Origin of the sequence: Pueribacillus sp. YX66 (genome assembly GCF_041725775.1) — a bacterium.
GTDB lineage: Bacteria > Bacillota > Bacilli > Bacillales > UBA6769 > Pueribacillus.
In genome coordinates, this window is sequence record NZ_JBEUEL010000014.1 from 41349 (window position 1) to 61432 (window position 20084).

Sequence of the window (20084 nt, forward strand, 5' to 3'; positions counted from 1 at the left end):
GGGATAGCTTTTCTTATTCTTATAGTTATAATAAAGCGCTTGTAGGTTAAATATAAGAATGCAGCCATGATGGAGGTGTGGATAAGAAGCGAGGAGAGTGAATGAAAATGAAAAAGATGAGAAAAATGATTGGGATAGTTCTCCTTAGTTTCTTAATTGTTATAGCTTTTATAAAGCCATTTCAATCCTTTTTGAAGATGCCCAATGATATTCGCTTATTTCAAAATGGAGAAATGACGTTTTCAAATTTACCAGTCAATACAAAAATTTCAAGTGCCGAAAATAAAACCACATTATCTTCAGAAAGGTTTTCAAATAAAGCACATACGACAGTAAAGGCGATTGAACCCGGTCAAGATTCAATAACCGTTCATGCGGGAAATTTTCCGGTAAAAAAAATGGCTGTCAATGTATTACCTGATTTACGTGTAAAGCTCGGAGGACAATCTGTAGGCGTAAAATTAAATACACACGGTGTACTTGTCGTAGGTCACCATCTAATTGATACAAAAAATGGCGAATCATCACCGGGAGAAAAAGCTGGTATCGAAATTGGAGATGTTATTACAAAAATTAACGGAAAAGAAATAAAACAAATGACAGATCTTGCTCCATATATTGAAAAAGCAGGAAATACAGGGGGAAAATTGCATCTTACCGTTTTACGTGACAACAAACAATTTGAAAAAACGATAAAACCAGTGAAAGATCTAAATGAAAATTCATATCGAATTGGGTTATATATTCGTGATTCCGCTGCAGGTGTAGGAACGTTAACGTTTTATCATCCCGAATCGAAAAAATACGGTGCACTTGGACATGTCATTTCAGATATGGATACGAAAAAACCAATCATCGTTAATAATGGTCAAATATTAAGCTCCTCGGTATCTTCAATCGAAAAAAGCAGTAATGGCAATCCAGGTGAAAAAGTAGCACAATTTACGAATGAAAAGCCGTTAGGAACGATAACAAAAAATAGTCCATTTGGAATTTTTGGTAAATTAGACAAAACAATAACAAATGGTGTTCACGATAATTTAGTACCTGTTGCATTACCGTACGAAGTAAAAGAAGGTCCTGCTAAAATTTTAACCGTCTTGGAAGGCGATAAGGTAGAAGAGTTTGACATTGAAATAGTCAGTTCTGTAAATCAAAAATTTCCAGCTACAAAAGGTATGGTTATAAAAATAAAAGATCCAAAACTCCTTGAGAAAACAGGTGGAATTGTTCAAGGAATGAGCGGAAGTCCAATTATTCAAAATGGAAAATTAGTCGGTGCTGTAACACATGTATTTGTAAATGATTCAACTAGCGGATATGGTGTTCATATTGAATGGATGCTAAAAGAAGCCGGAATCGATATTAATGAACGAGAAGCCACTGAAAAACGTATGGCGAGCTAATGTAGCTTGCCTTACGTTTTTTTATAAAAAAATAAGGATAAAGACGACAAGCTCAATACCTATAGACAATGTAATAATTCGACAAAATAAAAAATAATTCCAAATAAACTGACAAGAAAGAGTCGAAAAAGCAAGACAAAAAAATAAAAATTTTGATTTTATAGAATTTTATACATGTTATAATAAAGCAGTGAAGGAAAAAATATCCTTATAGGATTTTTTGAAAGATTTGATAAAATGAGGAGGAATTTCATGTTTGAAAAAATTAAAGTAGGAATGGCAGATGATAACCGAGAAGTTGTACATCTCATTGAAGAGTATTTATCATCTCAACAAGATTTAGAAGTGGTTGGTGTTGCTTACAATGGATTAGAGTGCATGCAAATGGTTGAAGAAAAGAGACCTGACGTCTTGTTACTTGATATTATTATGCCTCATATGGACGGTTTAGGAGTTCTTGAAGAAATTCGTAATAAAGGGATGCATTTTCCAAATGTCATCATGCTTACAGCGTTTGGTCAAGAAGATGTAACGAAAAAAGCGGTAGAACTAGGGGCGGACTATTTTGTATTAAAACCTTTTGATATGGAAAATTTGATCAATCATATTAGGGAAATTAGCGGAAAACCATCAGAGTTTATTAAAAAGTCTTCCAATCCAACACAAACTCAACCAGAAGTGAAAGTGCATAATCTTGATGCAAGCATAACAAATATTATCCATGAAATTGGAGTTCCTGCTCATATAAAAGGATACATGTATTTAAGAGAAGCAATTGCAATGGTTTATCATGACATTGATCTACTAGGCTCGATAACAAAAGTTCTTTATCCGGATATTGCGAAAAAATATAATACGACGTCAAGTCGTGTAGAAAGAGCAATTCGGCACGCAATTGAAGTCGCTTGGAGTCGAGGTAACATCGATTCAATATCATCTTTATTCGGTTATACCGTGTCGATGTCAAAAGCGAAGCCGACAAATTCAGAGTTTATTGCAATGGTCGCTGACAAACTTCGAATTGAACATAATGTTCCAGCCGTTTTGACAAACAATCGTTAAATTACAAAATAGATTTCAAATGAATTTTATGCTATATTGTTTATGGTTATATAGCCACTAGTGAACAAAATGCTCCTGACTGCTTTGCCTGTCAAGAGCTTTTTATTTATTATTTTCTTTTAAAAAATTCGTTTGAACTTTGTTTCTTTTTCGATCACGGTAAAAAATAAAGCTTCCGATAAAAAACAAACCAATTAAAAAAGCAAGAGCTCCAACTACAAATTGCAACCATAAAACAGGATAAGGTGAATTTAAAATACCAAAAAACGTGTCTCTCATTTGTTTTATACCATACATCCCAAGAATAACTGGTGAAATTACAATTAATACAGCAATGAATCGTTGCATAAGTATCCTTCCTTTTTATTAGAGGTTGTTCAAGTAGGCCAGGGAACGAACGATAAGTTGTCTTTCTTTTTTAACACGCAACATTATGTTAATTATGATATCGAAAAAAGAATAGGCTGTCTAATGAATAAACTCTAATGAATAAAAAGGTTAAACATAAGATGTAATAAAAGTTTTTATGAACTAAAGGGGTCAATAAATATGAACATTTTTAACTCTATGAAGATTGATGACTTTGAACAAGTTCTTTTTTGTCAAGACAAACACTCTGGTCTAAAAGCAATTATAGCGATACATGATACGACCCTTGGACCAGCACTCGGTGGTACACGTATGTGGATGTACGAAAATGAAGAACAAGCGTTAGAGGATGCGTTGAGACTTGCGAAAGGAATGACCTATAAAAACGCAGCTGCTGGCTTAAACCTTGGAGGGGGAAAATCAGTTATTATTGGGGATCCAAAAAAGGATAAAAGTGAAGAATTATTACGTGCATTTGGTCGATACATCCAAACATTAAATGGACGATATATTACTGCTGAAGATGTAGGGACAACTGTAGAAGATATGGATCTCATCTATGAAGAAACTGACTATGTAACCGGGATCTCACCTGCATTCGGATCCTCCGGTAATCCGTCTCCAGTTACGGCATACGGTTTGTATAAAGGAATGAAAGCAGCTGTACTTGAAGCATTTGGAACAGAGTCATTACAAGGAAAAACGATAGCTGTTCAAGGTGTAGGTAACGTCGCCTATCATTTATGCAAATATTTGCATGAGGAAGGTGCCCATCTCATCGTTACGGATATAAACAAAGATGCTGTTAAAAAAGTGGTTGACGCCTTTCAAGCAGAAGCTGTTAAACCAGAGGACATCTATTCGGTCGAGTGTGATATATTTTCACCATGCGCTCTCGGAGGCATTATTAATGATGAGACGATTGAGAAATTAAAAGCAAAAGTCATAGCTGGTTCAGCTAACAACCAGTTGAAAGAAGAAAAACATGGAATGTTATTGTTTGAAAGAGGAATTGTCTATGCACCCGATTATGTTATTAATGCTGGTGGAGTTATTAATGTCGCTGACGAATTATATGGATATAATCGAGAGCGTGCAATGAAAAAAGTTGAATCGATTTATGATAAGATTAGTAAAATTATTGAAATTTCAAAACGAGAACAAATTCCAACGAGTAAAGCAGCAGATCGAATGGCAGAAGAACGAATAGAGAAAATGCATCGGTCGCGATCTCAATTTTTAATCGAAGAGAAACATGTATTGCGTAAAAAGTGACTTACTTGGCAAATATGAAAGGAAGAAATGAATGGCAAATAATTATGATGTTGTCATTTTAGGTGGGGGAATGGGAGGCTATGTAGCTGCGTTACGCGCTTCCCAGTTAGGATTAAAAACAGCCCTAGTCGAAAAAGAAAAAATTGGAGGGACATGCCTCCACCGAGGATGCATTCCTAGTAAAGCACTGTTAAAAAGTGCGGAAGTTTTTCAACTTGCAAAATCAGCTAATAACTTTGGAATTGACATCCCGAGTGCAAAATTAAATTTTTCAAAAGTACAAAATGAAAAAGATAAAATCGTAAAGCAATTGTATGAAGGGTTATTACATTTAACAAAAAAAGGGGAAATTGATATCTTTGAAGGAAAAGGTCGATTGTTAGGTCCCTCTATTTTCTCACCACTTTCCGGTGCTGTTTCGGTGGAATTAAATGAAAACAAAGCTCATGAAACACTTGTACCGAAACATTTAGTCATCGCAACCGGAGCGAAACCTCGGTCACTTCCTTCGATCCCTTACGACGGTCAATATGTCCTTTCCTCCGACGATGCACTTCAACTTCAGGAACTTCCAAAGTCAATGATTATCGTCGGTGGAGGGGCGATCGGTATTGAATGGGCATCAATGATGAGCGATTTTGGAGTCGAAGTAACGATTTTAGAGGCGGCGCATCAAATTTTACCTGAAGAAGATGAGGAGATTTCTAATGCGATGACGTCTCATTTAAAAAAGAAAGGAATTCGCATCGTTACAAACGTTAACGTTGTGTCCCACCAAATTGAAAATGAAAATGTGACTGTACAATATGAATCGGATCTTATTCAAGCTGAAATTACGGCAGATAAACTATTAATTTCAATTGGCAGAGAAGCAATCATTGAAGATATCGGGCTTGAGAATACTGAAATCAACTTTGAAAATAAGTACATAGAAACAAATGAATATTATCAAACAGCAGAATCACATATTTACGCGATTGGAGACTGTATTGGTGGAGTTCAATTAGCTCACGTTGCCGCACGAGAAGGGATTATTGCAATTGAGCATATCGCAGGGTTAAATCCAGAGCCTTTACAAGAAAATCAAATTGTAAAATGTGTTTATTCAAATCCTGAAATTGCAAGTGTAGGTTTAACAGAGCGTGATGCTAAAACAGACAATTATCATATCAAGGTTGGTAAAATTCCTTTTCGAACAAATGGTAAAGCACTTATCAATAGAGAAAGTGATGGTTTTGTAAAAATAATTGCTGACGCGAAGACGGATGATATCATTGGCGTACATTTATTCGGATATAATGTAACCGAAATGATTTCGGAAGCGGCACTTGCAAAAGTGCTTGATGCGACACCGTGGGAAATATCTCAAACGATTCACCCACATCCATCGATGTCGGAAATATTGGGCGAAGCCGCGTTAGCTGTTGATGGATTACAACTGCACTTTTAATGTAAAGGAAGCGATATGTCATGACATATAAACGCCATGAAGAACTCGGATTAACGGATAATCAATTATTAGAGATGTATGAAACTATGCTGTTAGCACGACGATTTGATGAAAGGCTATGGATTTTAAATCGTGCGGGACGTATACCATTCGTCGTTTCTTGTCAAGGGCAAGAAGCTGCGCAAGTCGGTGCTGCTTTTGCACTCGATCGAAACAACGATTATATTTTACCTTATTATCGTGACATCGGTGTCGTTCTTACTTTTGGCATGACTGTAAAAGAGCTAATGTTGCAAGCATTTGCTAAAGGAGAGGATCCAAACTCTGGCGGAAGACAAATGCCGGGGCATTTTGGTCAGAAAAAAAATCGAATTGTGACTGGCTCATCACCTGTTACAACACAAGTACCGCATGCGGTCGGGATCGCACTTGCTGCAAAAATGAAAAAGAAATCTTTTGTTACTTTTGTTTCCTTTGGTGAAGGTTCATCAAATCAAGGAGATTTCCATGAAGGAGCGAATTTTGCAGGTGTCCATAAACTTCCTGTCATCTTTTTTTGTGAAAATAATGGCTATGCGATTTCTGTACCAACCTCATTACAGCTTGCTTGTGAAAAAGTTTCTGACCGTGCAATTGGTTACGGAATGCCGGGTATGACGATTGATGGAAATGATCCACTCGCTGTTTTTGCAGCAGTAAAACAAGCTGTTCAAAGAGCGAAACGAGGAGATGGTCCTACATTAATTGAAGTCATGACACAACGTTTAACACCTCACTCAAGTGACGATGATGATCGTCAATATCGCAGTGAATCAGAATTAAAGGACATGCGAAAGATTGACGGGATTAAAACATTTTCTAATTATTTGAAACAAGTAAACATCTTAACAGAAGATCTAGAACAGAAATTAGAGAAAAAGATTACAACAATGATAGATGAAGCGACTGAATATGCTGAAAATGCCCCATTTGCAGAACCGGAGTCAGCTCTCAACTATGTGTATGGGGAATAGGGGGAATTACATGCCTGTCATAACCTATATCGAGGCGGTTACACAAGCATTAGATGAAGAAATGGAAAGAGATGGTAACGTATTTGTATTAGGTGAAGACGTCGGAGTAAAAGGTGGCGTTTTTAAAGCAACAGATGGTCTTTACGAAAAATATGGAAAAGAAAGAGTGATTGATACACCGTTAGCTGAATCAGGGATTGTTGGTGTTGGTGTCGGAGCAGCAATGTATGGTCTCAAACCTGTAGCAGAAATCCAATTTGCTGATTTTATTATGCCAGCAGTGAATCAAATTGTATCTGAAGCAGCAAAAATACGTTATCGTTCGAATAACGATTGGAATTGTCCGATTACGATTCGCGCTCCTTACGGTGGCGGTGTGAATGGCGGATTATACCATTCACAATCGGTCGAAGCCCTATTTGCTAACGTCCCTGGTCTTAAAATTGTTATGCCATCAACACCATACGATGTAAAAGGACTATTAAAGTCCGCTATTAGAGACGAAGATCCTGTTTTATTTTTCGAACATAAGCGTGCGTATCGTTTACTAAAAGGTGAGGTCCCTAATGAAGACTATACCATTCCAATCGGCAAAGCTGATGTAAAACGTGAAGGCGATGACGTCACCGTTATTACATATGGATTGGGTGTCCATTTTACTCTTCAAGTCGCGGAAAAGCTTCAAGAAGAGGGTATTTCCGTTCACGTCTTAGATTTACGTACAGTTTATCCATTAGATCAAGAAGCAGTCATTGAGGCCGCTTCTAAAACAGGTAAAGTACTATTAATAACGGAAGCAAATAAAGAAGGAAGTATAATGAGTGAAGTTTCTGCGATTATTGCGGAGCATTGTTTGTTTGACTTAGATTCACCAATTCATAGATTAGCCGGACCAGATATTCCTGCAATGCCATACGCGGCACCACTCGAAAAATATTTTATGATTAATCCATCAAAAATTGAAACTGCTATAAGAGAATTAGCACATTTCTAAACATCGTATGCAAGAGGAAAGAGAATAAAAATTAGATGATATGGATGGGAAGCTAGTCTTGCAACTATCAGTAGAGGCTTAAGAGCCGTCTATTGATGGATAAGGAGGAATTTAAAAGGTGATAACGAAGGAAATAGTAATGCCTCAGCTTGGGGAAAGTGTAACTGAGGGAACAATCAACCATTGGTTCGTAAAAGAAGGGGAAACAGTGAACAAATACGATCCAATTGCTGAAGTGTTAACAGATAAAGTAACAGCTGAAATTCCTTCATTATTTTCGGGGAAAATCACTAAAATTATTGCAACTGTTGGTGAAGCAATTCCAGTCGGAGAATTAATTTGTTACATAGAAGTAGAAAATAATGATACAGAAGACATTAAAAACGAAACTACACTAGCCGATAAAAATAAACGGACAGGAGAACTTCAACCTGCTCCATTAAATAAAAACAATAAACGTCGTTTTTCACCAGCTGTGTTAAAATTAGCTCAAGACCACGACATCGATCTTGCTCATATTCAAGGTACAGGGAAAGGCGGAAGAATAACTCGTAAAGATGTCCAAGCTTACATACATCAACAACAGAAATCGCACGATGCCGATATTACTAATTCTGTTGTCTCTAATGCCGTTATTCCTCAGGTAGAGAGAAGGATAGAAAAACATGCAACTGACATCGAAATTCCACTAAGTGGCATCCGAAAAGCGATTGCTTCAAACACTGTTAGAAGTGTGCAGGAGATCCCACACGGTTGGATGATGGTTGAAGCTGATGTCACTGATTTAGTAGCTTACCGTGATAAAATTAAAACAGATTTTAAACGAAATGAAGGCTTTAATTTAACGTACTTTTCATTTTTCATTAAAGCCGTTGTCGAAGCATTAAAAGAGTTTCCGGAACTTAATTCAATGTGGGCTGAAGATAAAATCATTCAAAAGAAAGACATTAACATATCCATTGCGGTTGCATCTGGTGATGTATTGTTCACTCCAGTAATAAAAAACGCTGACGAAAAAAGTATTAAAGGAATTGCAAAAGAAGTATACGAACTTGCACAAAAAGCTCGTTCAGGAACGCTAACGAGAGAAGATGTTGAAGGTGGTACATTTACAGTAAATAACACGGGAGTTTTCGGATCTGTCCAATCAATGGGAATTATCAATTATCCACAAGCAGCAATTTTACAAGTTGAATCGATCGTAAAACGTCCTGTCGTTACTGAAAGTGGAATGATGGGACCACGGGATATAGTGAATCTTTGTCTCTCTCTCGATCACCGAGTACTAGACGGACTAGTGTGTGGGCTTTTCCTTAAAGCTGTCAAAGAGAAAGTTGAAAATATGAATGAAAATAACTTAAGTGTGTACTAATCCACTACTTCATTGTAGTGGATTTTTGTTCTTGACAGCTCAAAACACTCATGCGAGAATCAAAATGTAAACTAAATTATTAATATGGTTAACATTAGGAGGACGGCATGGAGACTACACAAATGCAAACATCGAATTGGGATCAATTTGCCCGCAAAGCTTTAAAAAATGAAAGGATAACGAAAGAAGAAGGTTTACAAATTTTAAATGCAAGAAACGAAGAAATTTTATCGCTTATGCAATCCGCTTATAAAGTTCGATATCATTATTTCGGTAATAAAGTAAAGCTTAATATGATCATCAACGCTAAAAGTGGATTGTGCCCCGAAGATTGTGGATATTGTTCTCAATCGATTACAGCAAACACACGAATAGAAAAATATACGTTACTTGAAAAAGATGTTCTTCTAAAAGGTGCAGAAGAAGCAATGAAAAGACAAGCGAGTACATATTGTATCGTTATGAGTGGACGTGGGGCAACGAATCGCGAAATCGATCAAATTGTTGATGCGGTAAAAGAAATTAAAAACGAAATGCCTTTAAAGATTTGTGCATGTCTTGGTATTCTTTCTCAAGAAAAAGTTGACCGATTAAAAGATGCTGGCGTTGACCGCTATAATCATAATATTAATACGAGTAAAACGCATCATGACCAGATTACGACAACTCATACATACGATGACCGCGTTAACACGGTTGAAAATGTAAAAATAGCGGGTATATCACCATGTTCTGGCGTTATCGTAGGTATGGGTGAAACAGACAGCGAAGTTTATGAAATGGCAAAAGAGCTACGCCAGTTAAGCGTTGATTCGATTCCAGTTAATTTTTTGCATTCGATTCCGGGTACAAAATTGGAAAACATGGATGAACTTACACCACTATATTGTTTAAAAGTATTAGCTTTATTCCGATTTATGAATCCTGACAAAGAAATTCGAATCTCAGGGGGAAGAGAAATGAATTTACGTTCGTTACAAGGGATGGGGTTGTACGCAGCCAATTCAATTTTTGTCGGAGATTATCTAACGACCGAAGGGCAGGAATTTTCTTCTGATTATCAAATGATCGAAGATCTTGGCTTTGAAATTGAGTAAGCCCTTTAAGTTGAATTCAAACCATTTCCATTGATAAAATATAGTCAATTATAAAGGAAAGGATTGAGTAGTTTGAGCTTTAATTTGTTTATGCAAGATATTGTAGATCAAGCACGTAAAGAAATGCGTGATTCAGGTTATAAGGAATTAAAAACACCTGAAGAAGTAGATGATGCATTGAAACAGAAAGGAACGACACTTGTCATGGTTAATTCAACGTGCGGATGTGCTGGTGGCGTGGCTCGCCCTGCAGCATACTACTCATTACAAAATGACAAAAAACCTGACCATCTCGTAACTGTATTTGCTGGTCAAGATCGAGAAGCAACAGAGCAAGCACGTTCGTATTTTACTGGTTATCCTCCATCATCTCCTTCATTTGCATTAATGAAAGATGGACAAATTGTTGATATGGTTGAACGAGCCGATATCGAATCTTCCGATACTCAAGAAGTTGCACAAAAATTGCAAGAACTCTTTAATCAACATTGTTAAGAAGCGCCATGTTAAACAAAAGCTCAAGCTGTTTATGAATAGCTTGAGCTTTTTGTTTCTATTTTTTGATTAAAAGCGGGCACGATAAAAGTAATAACGGAGGTGTAATAAGATGAAAACCATTGTTATGACATTCGTTTCTTTTTTTATTATAGCGTCACCTTTTTGGCCGCTTCAACCAAATCCAATCAAAGGGGATCCTTTTATTATTGTTAACAAAAAAACGAATAAACTCGCTTTAATAGACGAAGGGAGCATTCAATATGTAAAACGTGTAGCAACTGGTAAGCATCCATCGTTAACGCCCGAAGGAATGTTTACTGTAACCGTCAAAGCTAAAAACCCGTATTATCGCAAATTAAATATTCCTGGTGAATCACCAAACAATCCGCTTGGGACTCGTTGGATCGGATTTGATGCCATGGAAACAGACGGAAGAACGTATGGGATCCATGGTACGAACAACCCAACATCGATCGGAACATATATAAGCAAAGGCTGTATACGTATGTTCAACAAAGATGTAGAACAATTATATGAACAAGTTCCGATCGGAACAAAAATTTTAATTACATCAAGCGATGAAAGTTTTCAACAAATAGCAAGTCGACTTCGTGTAATTTAATTAAAAAAAGGAAACTCCGGCGATCAATGACGATAAAAGTAATGCAGCAATCATGATGTAAACAACTGTTTTAATAAATTTCCGAGACATACTATACCCTCCCCATTAATCATACCGATATTGTACTAAATAAGTTGATTGAGTGGCAACACTTTACAACATCTTGTTATGTAGCTTTTGCTAATTTATCGCTAGTCATTTAAAATTAATATACATATTTTACTAAGGTACGTGTTCAAAAGAAAAATAATGTGAGGCTAGATTATTTTTTATATTTATCCAATGGAAGGGAAAACCATTATTCGACTTAAATGTGAATGAACGAGACCCATCAGGAATATGGCTTCCTAATATTACGTAAAGTGGATCTGTTATTCGTAACTTACAAATAAGCTACGAGCCTCTATTTTGAACAAAACTTTCTAAAGGGGGAGAAAAGATGGGCAATGAAAGAGCACCGCATAAAATCGAGCATATCGGAATTGCAGTTAAATCATTAGAAAATGTGTTGCCTTTTTATGTAGAACAGTTACATCTGCATCTTGAAGGAATTGAAGAAGTGAATTCTGAACAAGTAAAAGTAGCATTTTTGCGCATTGGAGAAACGCGTATTGAATTGCTAGAACCGACATCAAAACATAGCCCGATTTATAAATTTATAGAAAAACGTGGAGAAGGTATCCACCACATTGCTCTCGGCGTTAACGATATTCAAGATCGCCTAAAAGAATTAAAAGCGAGCGGAATTCAACTTATAAATAAAACACCAAAATTAGGTGCGGGAAATACAAAAATCGCTTTTATACATCCAAAATCAGCTTCAGGAGTATTATATGAGTTATGCGAGAAACGGGAGGGGAATTAAATGGATATGTACGAAAGAATCTACGAGCTATACGATAAAAAACGTGAGATTGAACGAGGTGGCGGAGATGAACGAATTGAAAAACAACATGAAAGAGGGAAATTAACCGCACGAGAAAGGATCGATCTTTTATTAGATAAAGGTACATTTGTTGAATTGAACCCATTTATTGAACATCGTTGTCAAGATTTTGGCATGAATGAAATGGACGCACCAGGTGAAGGGGTCGTAACTGGATACGGAAAAATTGACGGTCGCCCTGTATATGTGTTTGCACAAGACTTTACTGTTTTCGGTGGAGCACTTGGTGAAATGCATGCTAGAAAAATTGCAAATGTGATGGATCTTGCTGCTCAAAATGGCGCACCTTTTATCGGGTTAAATGACTCAGGTGGCGCTCGAATCCAAGAAGGTGTCGTATCACTAGATGGATATGGGCATATTTTTTACAGAAATGCAATTTATTCTGGTGTCATCCCGCAAATTTCTGTCATTATGGGACCGTGTGCTGGCGGTGCGGTATATTCCCCAGCGATTACTGATTTTGTTTTTATGGTTGAAGAAACGAGCCAAATGTTCATTACGGGTCCAAAAGTGATCGAAACAGTAACAGGAGAAAAAATAACATCTGAAGATTTAGGTGGCGCACACGTACATAGTTCAAAAAGTGGAAACGCCCATTTTACTTCAAAATCTGAAGAAGAAGCGTTAGCGGCTGTCCGTAAGTTACTTACATATTTACCACAAAATAATAAGGAAAAGCCAGCAATACTCGATGTAAAAGCAGAAGATCACTATCGCCCTGATTTAGCTGATGTCGTCCCATACGATTCAACACGACCTTATGATGTGCGCACTGTTATCGACCAAGTCGTTGATGAACATTCATTTTTTGAAGTGCATAAAAACTTCGCGAAAAACATCGTCGTCGGTTTTGCAAGAATCAACGGCAAATCAGTCGGACTCGTTTGTAATCAACCAAAAGTAATGGCAGGTGGTTTAGACATTGACTCGTCAGATAAAGCATCTCGATTTATTCGTTTTTGCGATTCTTTTCAAATTCCAATCATTACATTTGAAGATGTTACTGGCTTTTTCCCAGGAATAAAACAAGAACACGGTGGAATTATTCGTCACGGGGCAAAAATTTTATACGCGTATTCTGAAGCGACTGTGCCTAAAATTACAGTTATATTAAGAAAAGCATATGGTGGTGCTTACGTTGCATTAAACAGTAAAGCCATCGGTGCTGATCTTGTCTTTGCTTGGCCAAACGCTGAAATTGCAGTTATGGGTCCCGAAGGTGCAGCAAATATTATTTTCGCAAGAGAAATTAAAAATAGTAAAAATCCTGAAGAAACGAGACTAAATAAAATTGCAGAATACCGTGAGAAATTTGCTAATCCGTATGTCGCTGCATCAAGAGGAATGGTTGATGATGTTATCGATCCACGCGAAACGAGAATTAAGCTCGTCCAAGCTCTTGACATGTTAAACAATAAAGAAGAAACACGACCAAATAAAAAACACGGAAACATTCCATTGTAAAAGAGGTGAGATTAAATGATTCACGAGGACAGATTAGTTAGCGAGTTTATTGAACTCGTACAAATTGATTCTGAAACGAAAAATGAAGCACAAATTGCACGCGTTTTAAAAGAAAAGTTTACCTCACTCGGTTTAGATGTAATCGAAGATGATAGTTCGAAAAAAACGGGACACGGTGCAGGCAATCTTATTTGTACATTGAAAAGCTCAAAACGAGAAATTGATCCGATCTATTTCACTTCACATATGGATACAGTCGTGCCAGGTAACGGAATTAAACCAATAATTGACAATGGCTATATCAAATCAGATGGAACAACAATACTTGGAGCTGACGACAAAGCTGGTTTAGCTGCAATGCTCGAAGCGATTAAAGTGATAAACGAACAAAACATTCCGCACGGTCATATTCAATTCATTGTCACAGTTGGAGAAGAAGCTGGTTTAGTCGGGGCAAAAGAACTTGATCGCTCATTAATAAATGCTAAATACGGGTATGCATTAGATAGCGATGGTTTAGTTGGTGATATCATTACTGCTGCACCAACACAAGCAAAAATCAATGTGACAGTTCATGGAAAAACGGCCCATGCTGGTGTTGCACCTGAAAAAGGAATATCAGCGATTACGATTGCCGCTAAAGCAATTGCGAAGATGCCACTCGGAAGAATTGATGAAGAAACAACTGCTAATATTGGGAAATTCGAAGGGGGTACACAAACAAACATTGTTTCTGATTTAGTTAAGATTGAAGCGGAAGCTCGTTCACTCGTTCCAAATAAAATGGAAGCCCAAGTTGAGAAAATGAAAACAGCTTTTGAAGAGAGCGCTCAATTGATGGGAGGGTCAGTTAATTTTGAATCAGAAGTGATGTACCCTGGTTTTAAATTCGATGAACACGATCGCGTTGTACAAATAGCGAAACAAGCGGTTACAGAAATCGGGCGCTCACCGAGGCTACTAAAAAGTGGCGGTGGTAGTGATGCAAATATCATTGCAGGGCTCGGAATTCCAACAGTGAATTTAGCTATAGGGTACGAAGAAATTCATACGATTAATGAAAAGATGCCGATTAAAGAACTTGTAAAAACTGCTGAATTAGTCGTTGCGATTATTCAGACTGTAGCAAATCAATAGAAGGTTAACGCTGTAAAGGAGAAGTTAAAGTGGAACTCCATTTTTTAGGCACTGGTGCAGGCGTTCCATCAAAACAGAGAAATACGAGTGCGATCGCGTTAAAATTTTTAAATCATTACAAAGGCTCACTCTGGTTATTTGATTGTGGTGAAGCGACGCAGCACCAAATATTACATACTACATTAAAATTATCTAAACTGGATCATATCTTTATTACTCATTTACACGGTGATCATTTGTTTGGACTGCCTGGTATACTAGGCAGTCGTTCCTTTCAGGGAGGAACATCACCGTTAACCATTTACGGTCCAGTTGGAATTAAACATTTTGTAAAAACTGTATTATCTACGAGTAAAACCGTCCTTCGTTACCCATTATCGATCATTGAAATTCATGACGACATGTCTCTCGATCTCGGTGAACATCACGTTTATATTAAAAAGCTAGATCACGCAATAGAATCATTCGGATTTCGAATCGAAGAAAAGTCTAAACACGGAACATTATTAGTTGAGCAACTAAAAAAACTTGGGATTCAGCCTGGCCCTATTTACAAAGCAATTAAAAATGGAGAGCAAGTCAAGCTTGATGACGGTCGAATTATTAGCGGTAAAGACTTTTTAGGACCAGAAAAAAAAGGAAAAGTGATTACTGTTCTAGGGGATACGAGACGTTGTGATACAGCTATTTCACTCGCTAAAAAAGCAAATGTTTTAATTCATGAGGCGACATTTATGAAAAAAGATAGCCACTTGGCATTCGATTATTTTCATTCGACGAGTGAAGATGCTGCATACATCGCTAAACGAGCAAAAGTGTCAAAACTAATATTGACACACATTAGTTCTAGATATCAAAAAGACAACATTAACATGTTAGTGAGAGAAGCAAGAAAAATCTTTCCGAAAACATACATTGCTGAAGATTTGCGTATGTTTACGATTTAAGATTATTGCGTAACCAAATGGCGATGTCAGGTCGATCCGTAATGATAGCATCAACGTTCCATTGAAATAGCTTTACTATTTTTTTCTTGTCATTCACTGTATAAGGACGGATTCGTAATTGTTGACAGTGCGCAGTATCAATATAATTTTTTGTAACATTTTTGTAGTTTGGATGGATAGCTTCAACGTGTAAACTTTTTGCAAATGAAATCGAGTCTTTCAATGGTTTTTCAATAAGAAGTGCAGTTTGTAAGTTTGTATTATACTCTTTAATTTTTTCCAATGAAGATTTCCAAAACGACGAGATAATCACTCGATCTTGAAATTGGTGCTTTTCGATAAGTTCACACACTTTTTTTTCTAACACCGTTTCAAGACCGCGTGATTTTAATTCAATATTTACTAGTAACTTCGTGTTTTTGGCCCACCTTAAAACTTCGTTTAGTGTCGGGATCGTTTCATTTTGATACGTTGGTGAAAACCACCCTCCTGCATCTAACGTTTTAAGTTCAACAACCGTCTTTTTGTTGACATTTCCATAACCACTCGTCGTTCGATGTAAAGTAAAATCATGAATAACGACTGGAATGTGATCGGATGAAAGTTGAACGTCAAGCTCAATCCCATCAGCATTAAGCTGTGCTGCCTTCATAAATGAAGCCATCGTATTTTCAGGACAATGATAACTCGCACCACGATGTGCAAATATTAATGTCATCTTTGTGCACACCTTTCATTTACGGTCACTTTTGTTTATATAACGCTTCAAGATCGTGAGACCTTTTAACAGCGGCTTTTACACACGCCTGCATTGCTTTTTTAAAACCATATTTTTCTAAAGCGTTAATTCCCGCCTCGGTAGTACCACCCGGGCTCATGACGTTCTTTCTAAGTTCTTCTGGCGTTGCATCGTGATGTTGTAACATGTTGGCAGTACCAGCAAAAGTTTGTGCAATGAGCTGTCTCGCTACATCTTCTGATAACCCGTGTTCAATCGCACTTTCTTCAAGCGCTTCTGCTAAATAATATAAATACGCTGGTCCACTTCCTGATATTCCTGTTACAGCATGCATTTCACTTTCATGAACAACGATAACTAGACCTATACTTGAAAAGAAAGTTTTCGCTTTATGCATATGCTCATTATGACTATATGTTCCTAAAGCGATACCTGTTGCCGATTTTCCAACTGTAGCAGATGTGTTTGGCATCGCACGAATGACAGGAATTTTTCCATTTAAATTTCGCTCGATAAAATGAAGTGAAACACCAGCAATAACTGATAATATCAATTGTTTATTTGTTACATAGGTTTGAATCTTAGCGAGACTATTTTCGACATCTTTCGGTTTCATCGCTAAAATAACAATCGTACTACTTGTAAAAAGTTTTTCATAATCACGCGTTGTGTTTATCCCATAATTTTTCTCTAATTTACGTAATCGTTCATCATTAGAATGATTCGTTGTCCAAATTTGCTTAGGTTGGACAAGTTTTTTCGTTAATAAACCAGAAATGATTGCTTCAGTCATTGAACCAGCACCGATAAAAACAATTTTTTCTTTGCTAAACATGTTTTTCTCTCCTCACCTTTAATGATACACGTTGTAAAAAGTATATCGAAATTAAAGAAAACAAACAATCGAATGAATTTCATATTTGTCTGTTTTGTGACAAACGATTACAATAACAACATGAGCATCAAGTGGAGGGAGACAGAAAAAGTGTTATCTAAAACAAAAAACTTAGTTAAAATAAGTATTCCAACACCATTTCCTGTAGGACCCGTTAATGTTTTTTTATTAATTGGAGATCACCTCGTACTCATTGACACTGGGCCGAAAACAAAAGAGGCATTAAAAGCTTTAAAAAGAGGTCTACAACAGTTTGGCTACACGTTGCAAGATATTGAGATCGTCGTGCTTACGCATCATCATTCTGATCATGCAGGTTTGCTTGAACAGTTTCAGCATGCAAAAATCTACGGACATTGGCGAAATGAGCCGTGGATCACATTTAATAAAAATTTTTATAATGCTCAAACTGAATTTGTTGAACGTTTTTTTCATCAGGAGGGCATGAACTCCGATCTTTTAAAAGAAGTCATAAATGAAACAGGTCCGGATCAATACTTATCAAAGGCTAAATTAGATGGAATTCTAAAAGAAGGAGATTCAATTCCCGGTTTTCCTGATTGGACCGTCATTGAAACACCGGGTCATGCACAGAGTCACCTTTCATTTTTAAATGAAACGGACGGTACTTTTATTGCTGGTGATACAATCATTTCTCATCTTTTTCCGACCCCATTATTGGAACCTCCATATAATGAGGAGGAAGAAAGGCCAAAAACATTGCTGCAACTGCGAGAAACATTAAACATGTATTTAAACTTTAACGTTAACGTCGTGCATTCTGGTCATGGAGAAGACATATTTGATATGAAAGCAATCGTTATGAAGCAATTTAACAAGCATGAGGAACGGGCACAAAAAGTCCGACATTACTTACAAACGGAAGGGAATTTGACAAGCTTTGAAATAAGCAAAAATTTGTTTCCGAACGCATATCATCGCTCAACTTATTTAACTATGTCCGAAACGATCGGTATTTTAGATTTGATGGCTTCACGTGATGAAGTTGTAGCTGTAAAAAGAAATGAATTCCAATTTGAATACCATTTAATATGAGATTTATAAATTAAGCGAAGCTCATCGTTTTTGCAAAAACGGAATGAGCTTCGCTTTTACTCATTTAATTTTCATCTTGATTTTTGTTATTTAAATCAAGCAATTCTCCCCCGACAGTAATATAAGAAAGTACGTCAAGCTCTTTCTCCATTTTTGACATCCCTTGTATATAAGGTTTAAGCAAATCTTTATAATCTTCTTTAACCCCAATTTCCTCTAAATTACCAAACACATACATTTTTTTCTCATCTTTTAAAAAGCAAAGGAAGCCGACAGCACTTTGTTTTTCATTTACGATATTTAATATTTGCGTATGCTCGTTCACTAGTTCAGGTGAAAAGTAAATTTCCAACAGATAAACCCTCCTTACTCGAAATCAAATTGTAATCGGGAGAAGAGTGATTCAGACACTTGCGCTTCTGATTTGTCTTTTTTAACTCGAATTAAAAGCATGACTAACAAGGCAACAATGGCAGTTAAACCTGCAGTAACTAAAAACATACCTGTTCGTGACCAATCCATCATCCACCCATATATCGGTGGACCGGCGGCTACTCCTAAAAAGCGGACAGAACCATATAACGATGTTACAAATCCCCGCCTCTCTTTTCCAACAGAACCAGTTATAAAACTATTAATACAAGGCAAAGCGAGACCAGTCCCTATACTACTAACGACTAAAATTGAAATAAATGGAATTAGCTTTTTGAAAAAAACTAATGTTGCAAACGAGACAGTCATTAAAATTAATCCGATGACAATTAAATTTTTCATGAGTTTCATTTTCTTTTCAATTTTACTGCCGGTAATATATGAAGTTGTCGTCATAAACAATAGAGGAATGGCTAATACAAGCCCTTTTATAACTCCTTTCATATCATAATCTTTCTCTAAAATGTCTGATAAATAAAAAAGTATCCCAAAAAGAGTAAAAAGGCATGTAGCACCTGCTAAATACACAGTCAATAGCCAACGACCTTCTTTTTTAAAAACAGACAATAATCCTTTTGTATACGCACCAATTTTCATTGGTTCAGTACGTTTTTTCTTTTCCTTAACAAAAATTGCGGTTAATAAGATTGAAATTAAACAAAAGACGGGAAAAGCAAAAAATACGGAATACCATATTAATAATGCTAACAATGAGCCTATAATAGGTGAAATGACTTTACCGAGTCCGTTGGATGCTTCAACAATCCCTAGAACTTTACTTTCTTTTCCACCATCAAATAAGTCACCAGTTAAAGCCATTGCAATCGGGGCAGTTCCAGCAGCACCAATCCCTTGCATTACTCTCCCAACCATAATCCATATATAGGCGTTAGAAAACCAAGCAGATGCTGCGCCTGCTAGTAAACCGCCTGTACCGTATAAAACTAATGCTGGGATGATGACCGCTTTTCGTGAAAAGCGATCTGACAAATAACCGAGGATCGGAATTGAAACAGCTGCTGCAATTGAAAAAAGTGAGATCGTTAAGCTGACTTGAAATTGAGATATGTCTAACTCTTGCTTCATTTTTGGTAAAACAGGAATTAGCATTGAATTTCCTAATACGAGAATAAGCGGAATTGAGCCGATAGCGATAATCGTCATCACGGAATTATTTGGTTTTGACAAGAAACGGCACTCCTTTTAGGAATTAAAAGATGATCTTATTTTGTCTCAGCCGCTTCGAACTATTCAGATGAACCTTTCGAATTAAAATGAATAAGATGTTGATGTGAAAAGAAGGGGGC

Annotated in this window: 21 protein-coding genes; 15 read left to right on the forward strand and 6 right to left on the reverse strand. The window is 36.8% G+C overall.

Going from position 1 to position 20084, the window contains the following annotated elements; translation table 11 throughout:
* Positions 1 to 101: 101 nt before the first annotated feature.
* Together spoIVB and spo0A are read left to right on the forward strand one after the other, a co-directional pair.
* Positions 102 to 1406: a SpoIVB peptidase gene (spoIVB, locus tag ABU914_RS08115; RefSeq protein ID WP_379669236.1), complete on the forward strand. Its 1305-nt coding sequence runs from the start codon at positions 102 to 104 to the stop codon at positions 1404 to 1406.
* 252 nt (positions 1407 to 1658) lie between these two features.
* The gene (gene spo0A / locus ABU914_RS08120) at positions 1659 to 2468 is read left to right on the forward strand and encodes a sporulation transcription factor Spo0A (RefSeq protein ID WP_379669237.1); all 810 of its coding nucleotides are present in this window, start codon (positions 1659 to 1661) and stop codon (positions 2466 to 2468) included.
* Between the two features lie 102 nt (positions 2469 to 2570).
* Here spo0A and ABU914_RS08125 read toward each other — a convergent pair whose 3' ends face one another.
* On the reverse strand, positions 2571 to 2816 hold the full coding sequence (locus ABU914_RS08125) for a DUF2627 domain-containing protein (RefSeq protein WP_379669238.1): 246 nt from the start codon (positions 2814 to 2816) through the stop codon (positions 2571 to 2573).
* A gap of 201 nt (positions 2817 to 3017) precedes the next feature.
* Here ABU914_RS08125 and ABU914_RS08130 point away from each other — a divergent pair, with 201 nt between their 5' ends.
* From ABU914_RS08130 to ABU914_RS08165, 8 genes are all read left to right on the forward strand, one after another.
* Positions 3018 to 4112 carry a Glu/Leu/Phe/Val family dehydrogenase gene (locus tag ABU914_RS08130; protein WP_379669239.1) on the forward strand — a complete coding sequence of 365 codons (1095 nt, stop codon included), beginning with the start codon at positions 3018 to 3020 and terminating at the stop codon, positions 4110 to 4112.
* Between the two features lie 31 nt (positions 4113 to 4143).
* Entirely contained in the window at positions 4144 to 5562 is a 1419-nt protein-coding gene (lpdA, locus tag ABU914_RS08135) for a dihydrolipoyl dehydrogenase (RefSeq protein ID WP_379669240.1), read from the forward strand.
* A 20-nt stretch (positions 5563 to 5582) separates the two neighbouring features.
* Positions 5583 to 6575 carry a thiamine pyrophosphate-dependent dehydrogenase E1 component subunit alpha gene (locus ABU914_RS08140; RefSeq protein WP_379669241.1) on the forward strand — a complete coding sequence of 331 codons (993 nt, stop codon included), beginning with the start codon at positions 5583 to 5585 and terminating at the stop codon, positions 6573 to 6575.
* Positions 6576 to 6585: 10 nt separating this feature from the next.
* Positions 6586 to 7569 (forward strand): alpha-ketoacid dehydrogenase subunit beta, encoded by a 984-nt coding sequence (locus ABU914_RS08145; protein ID WP_379669242.1) that lies wholly within the window; start codon positions 6586 to 6588, stop codon positions 7567 to 7569.
* Positions 7570 to 7687: 118 nt separating this feature from the next.
* Positions 7688 to 8941: a dihydrolipoamide acetyltransferase family protein gene (locus ABU914_RS08150; RefSeq protein WP_379669243.1), complete on the forward strand. Its 1254-nt coding sequence runs from the start codon at positions 7688 to 7690 to the stop codon at positions 8939 to 8941.
* A gap of 107 nt (positions 8942 to 9048) precedes the next feature.
* Complete coding sequence (bioB, locus tag ABU914_RS08155) at positions 9049 to 10038, forward strand: biotin synthase BioB (RefSeq protein ID WP_379669244.1); 990 nt, start codon at positions 9049 to 9051, stop codon at positions 10036 to 10038.
* A gap of 72 nt (positions 10039 to 10110) precedes the next feature.
* Complete coding sequence (locus ABU914_RS08160) at positions 10111 to 10533, forward strand: BrxA/BrxB family bacilliredoxin (RefSeq protein WP_379669245.1); 423 nt, start codon at positions 10111 to 10113, stop codon at positions 10531 to 10533.
* A gap of 112 nt (positions 10534 to 10645) precedes the next feature.
* Positions 10646 to 11158: a L,D-transpeptidase gene (locus tag ABU914_RS08165; RefSeq protein ID WP_379669246.1), complete on the forward strand. Its 513-nt coding sequence runs from the start codon at positions 10646 to 10648 to the stop codon at positions 11156 to 11158.
* Here ABU914_RS08165 and prli42 read toward each other — a convergent pair whose 3' ends face one another.
* Complete coding sequence (gene prli42 / locus ABU914_RS08170; protein ID WP_379669247.1) at positions 11159 to 11248, reverse strand: stressosome-associated protein Prli42; 90 nt, start codon at positions 11246 to 11248, stop codon at positions 11159 to 11161.
* A 349-nt stretch (positions 11249 to 11597) separates the two neighbouring features.
* Here prli42 and mce point away from each other — a divergent pair, with 349 nt between their 5' ends.
* Genes mce through rnz form a run of 4 tightly spaced genes read left to right on the forward strand, consistent with a single transcriptional unit; the run spans position 11598 to position 15655 of the window.
* Positions 11598 to 12023 carry a methylmalonyl-CoA epimerase gene (mce, locus tag ABU914_RS08175; protein WP_379669248.1) on the forward strand — a complete coding sequence of 142 codons (426 nt, stop codon included), beginning with the start codon at positions 11598 to 11600 and terminating at the stop codon, positions 12021 to 12023.
* Positions 12024 to 13571 carry an acyl-CoA carboxylase subunit beta gene (locus tag ABU914_RS08180; RefSeq protein WP_379669249.1) on the forward strand — a complete coding sequence of 516 codons (1548 nt, stop codon included), beginning with the start codon at positions 12024 to 12026 and terminating at the stop codon, positions 13569 to 13571.
* Positions 13572 to 13586: 15 nt separating this feature from the next.
* Positions 13587 to 14708 (forward strand): M20/M25/M40 family metallo-hydrolase, encoded by a 1122-nt coding sequence (locus tag ABU914_RS08185; protein ID WP_379669250.1) that lies wholly within the window; start codon positions 13587 to 13589, stop codon positions 14706 to 14708.
* A gap of 29 nt (positions 14709 to 14737) precedes the next feature.
* Positions 14738 to 15655 (forward strand): ribonuclease Z, encoded by a 918-nt coding sequence (gene rnz, locus ABU914_RS08190; RefSeq protein ID WP_379669251.1) that lies wholly within the window; start codon positions 14738 to 14740, stop codon positions 15653 to 15655.
* Here rnz and ABU914_RS08195 read toward each other — a convergent pair.
* Positions 15645 to 16373: a glycerophosphodiester phosphodiesterase gene (locus ABU914_RS08195; RefSeq protein WP_379669252.1), complete on the reverse strand. Its 729-nt coding sequence runs from the start codon at positions 16371 to 16373 to the stop codon at positions 15645 to 15647. The two genes, rnz and ABU914_RS08195, sit on opposite strands and share 11 nt — an antisense overlap.
* Positions 16374 to 16398: 25 nt before the next feature.
* The gene (proC, locus tag ABU914_RS08200) at positions 16399 to 17229 is read right to left on the reverse strand and encodes a pyrroline-5-carboxylate reductase (RefSeq protein ID WP_379669253.1); all 831 of its coding nucleotides are present in this window, start codon (positions 17227 to 17229) and stop codon (positions 16399 to 16401) included.
* Positions 17230 to 17379: 150 nt separating this feature from the next.
* Between proC and ABU914_RS08205 the strand changes: the two genes are divergently transcribed.
* Positions 17380 to 18345: an MBL fold metallo-hydrolase gene (locus ABU914_RS08205; RefSeq protein WP_379669254.1), complete on the forward strand. Its 966-nt coding sequence runs from the start codon at positions 17380 to 17382 to the stop codon at positions 18343 to 18345.
* Between the two features lie 64 nt (positions 18346 to 18409).
* On the opposite strand, the gene ABU914_RS08210 is transcribed toward ABU914_RS08205, so the two are convergent.
* Both ABU914_RS08210 and ABU914_RS08215 read right to left on the reverse strand, forming a co-directional pair.
* Positions 18410 to 18697, reverse strand: coding sequence for a hypothetical protein (locus tag ABU914_RS08210; protein WP_379669255.1), 288 nt, complete (start codon positions 18695 to 18697; stop codon positions 18410 to 18412).
* 14 nt (positions 18698 to 18711) lie between these two features.
* Positions 18712 to 19941: an MFS transporter gene (locus tag ABU914_RS08215; RefSeq protein WP_379669267.1), complete on the reverse strand. Its 1230-nt coding sequence runs from the start codon at positions 19939 to 19941 to the stop codon at positions 18712 to 18714.
* Between the last annotated feature and the right edge of the window lie 143 nt (positions 19942 to 20084).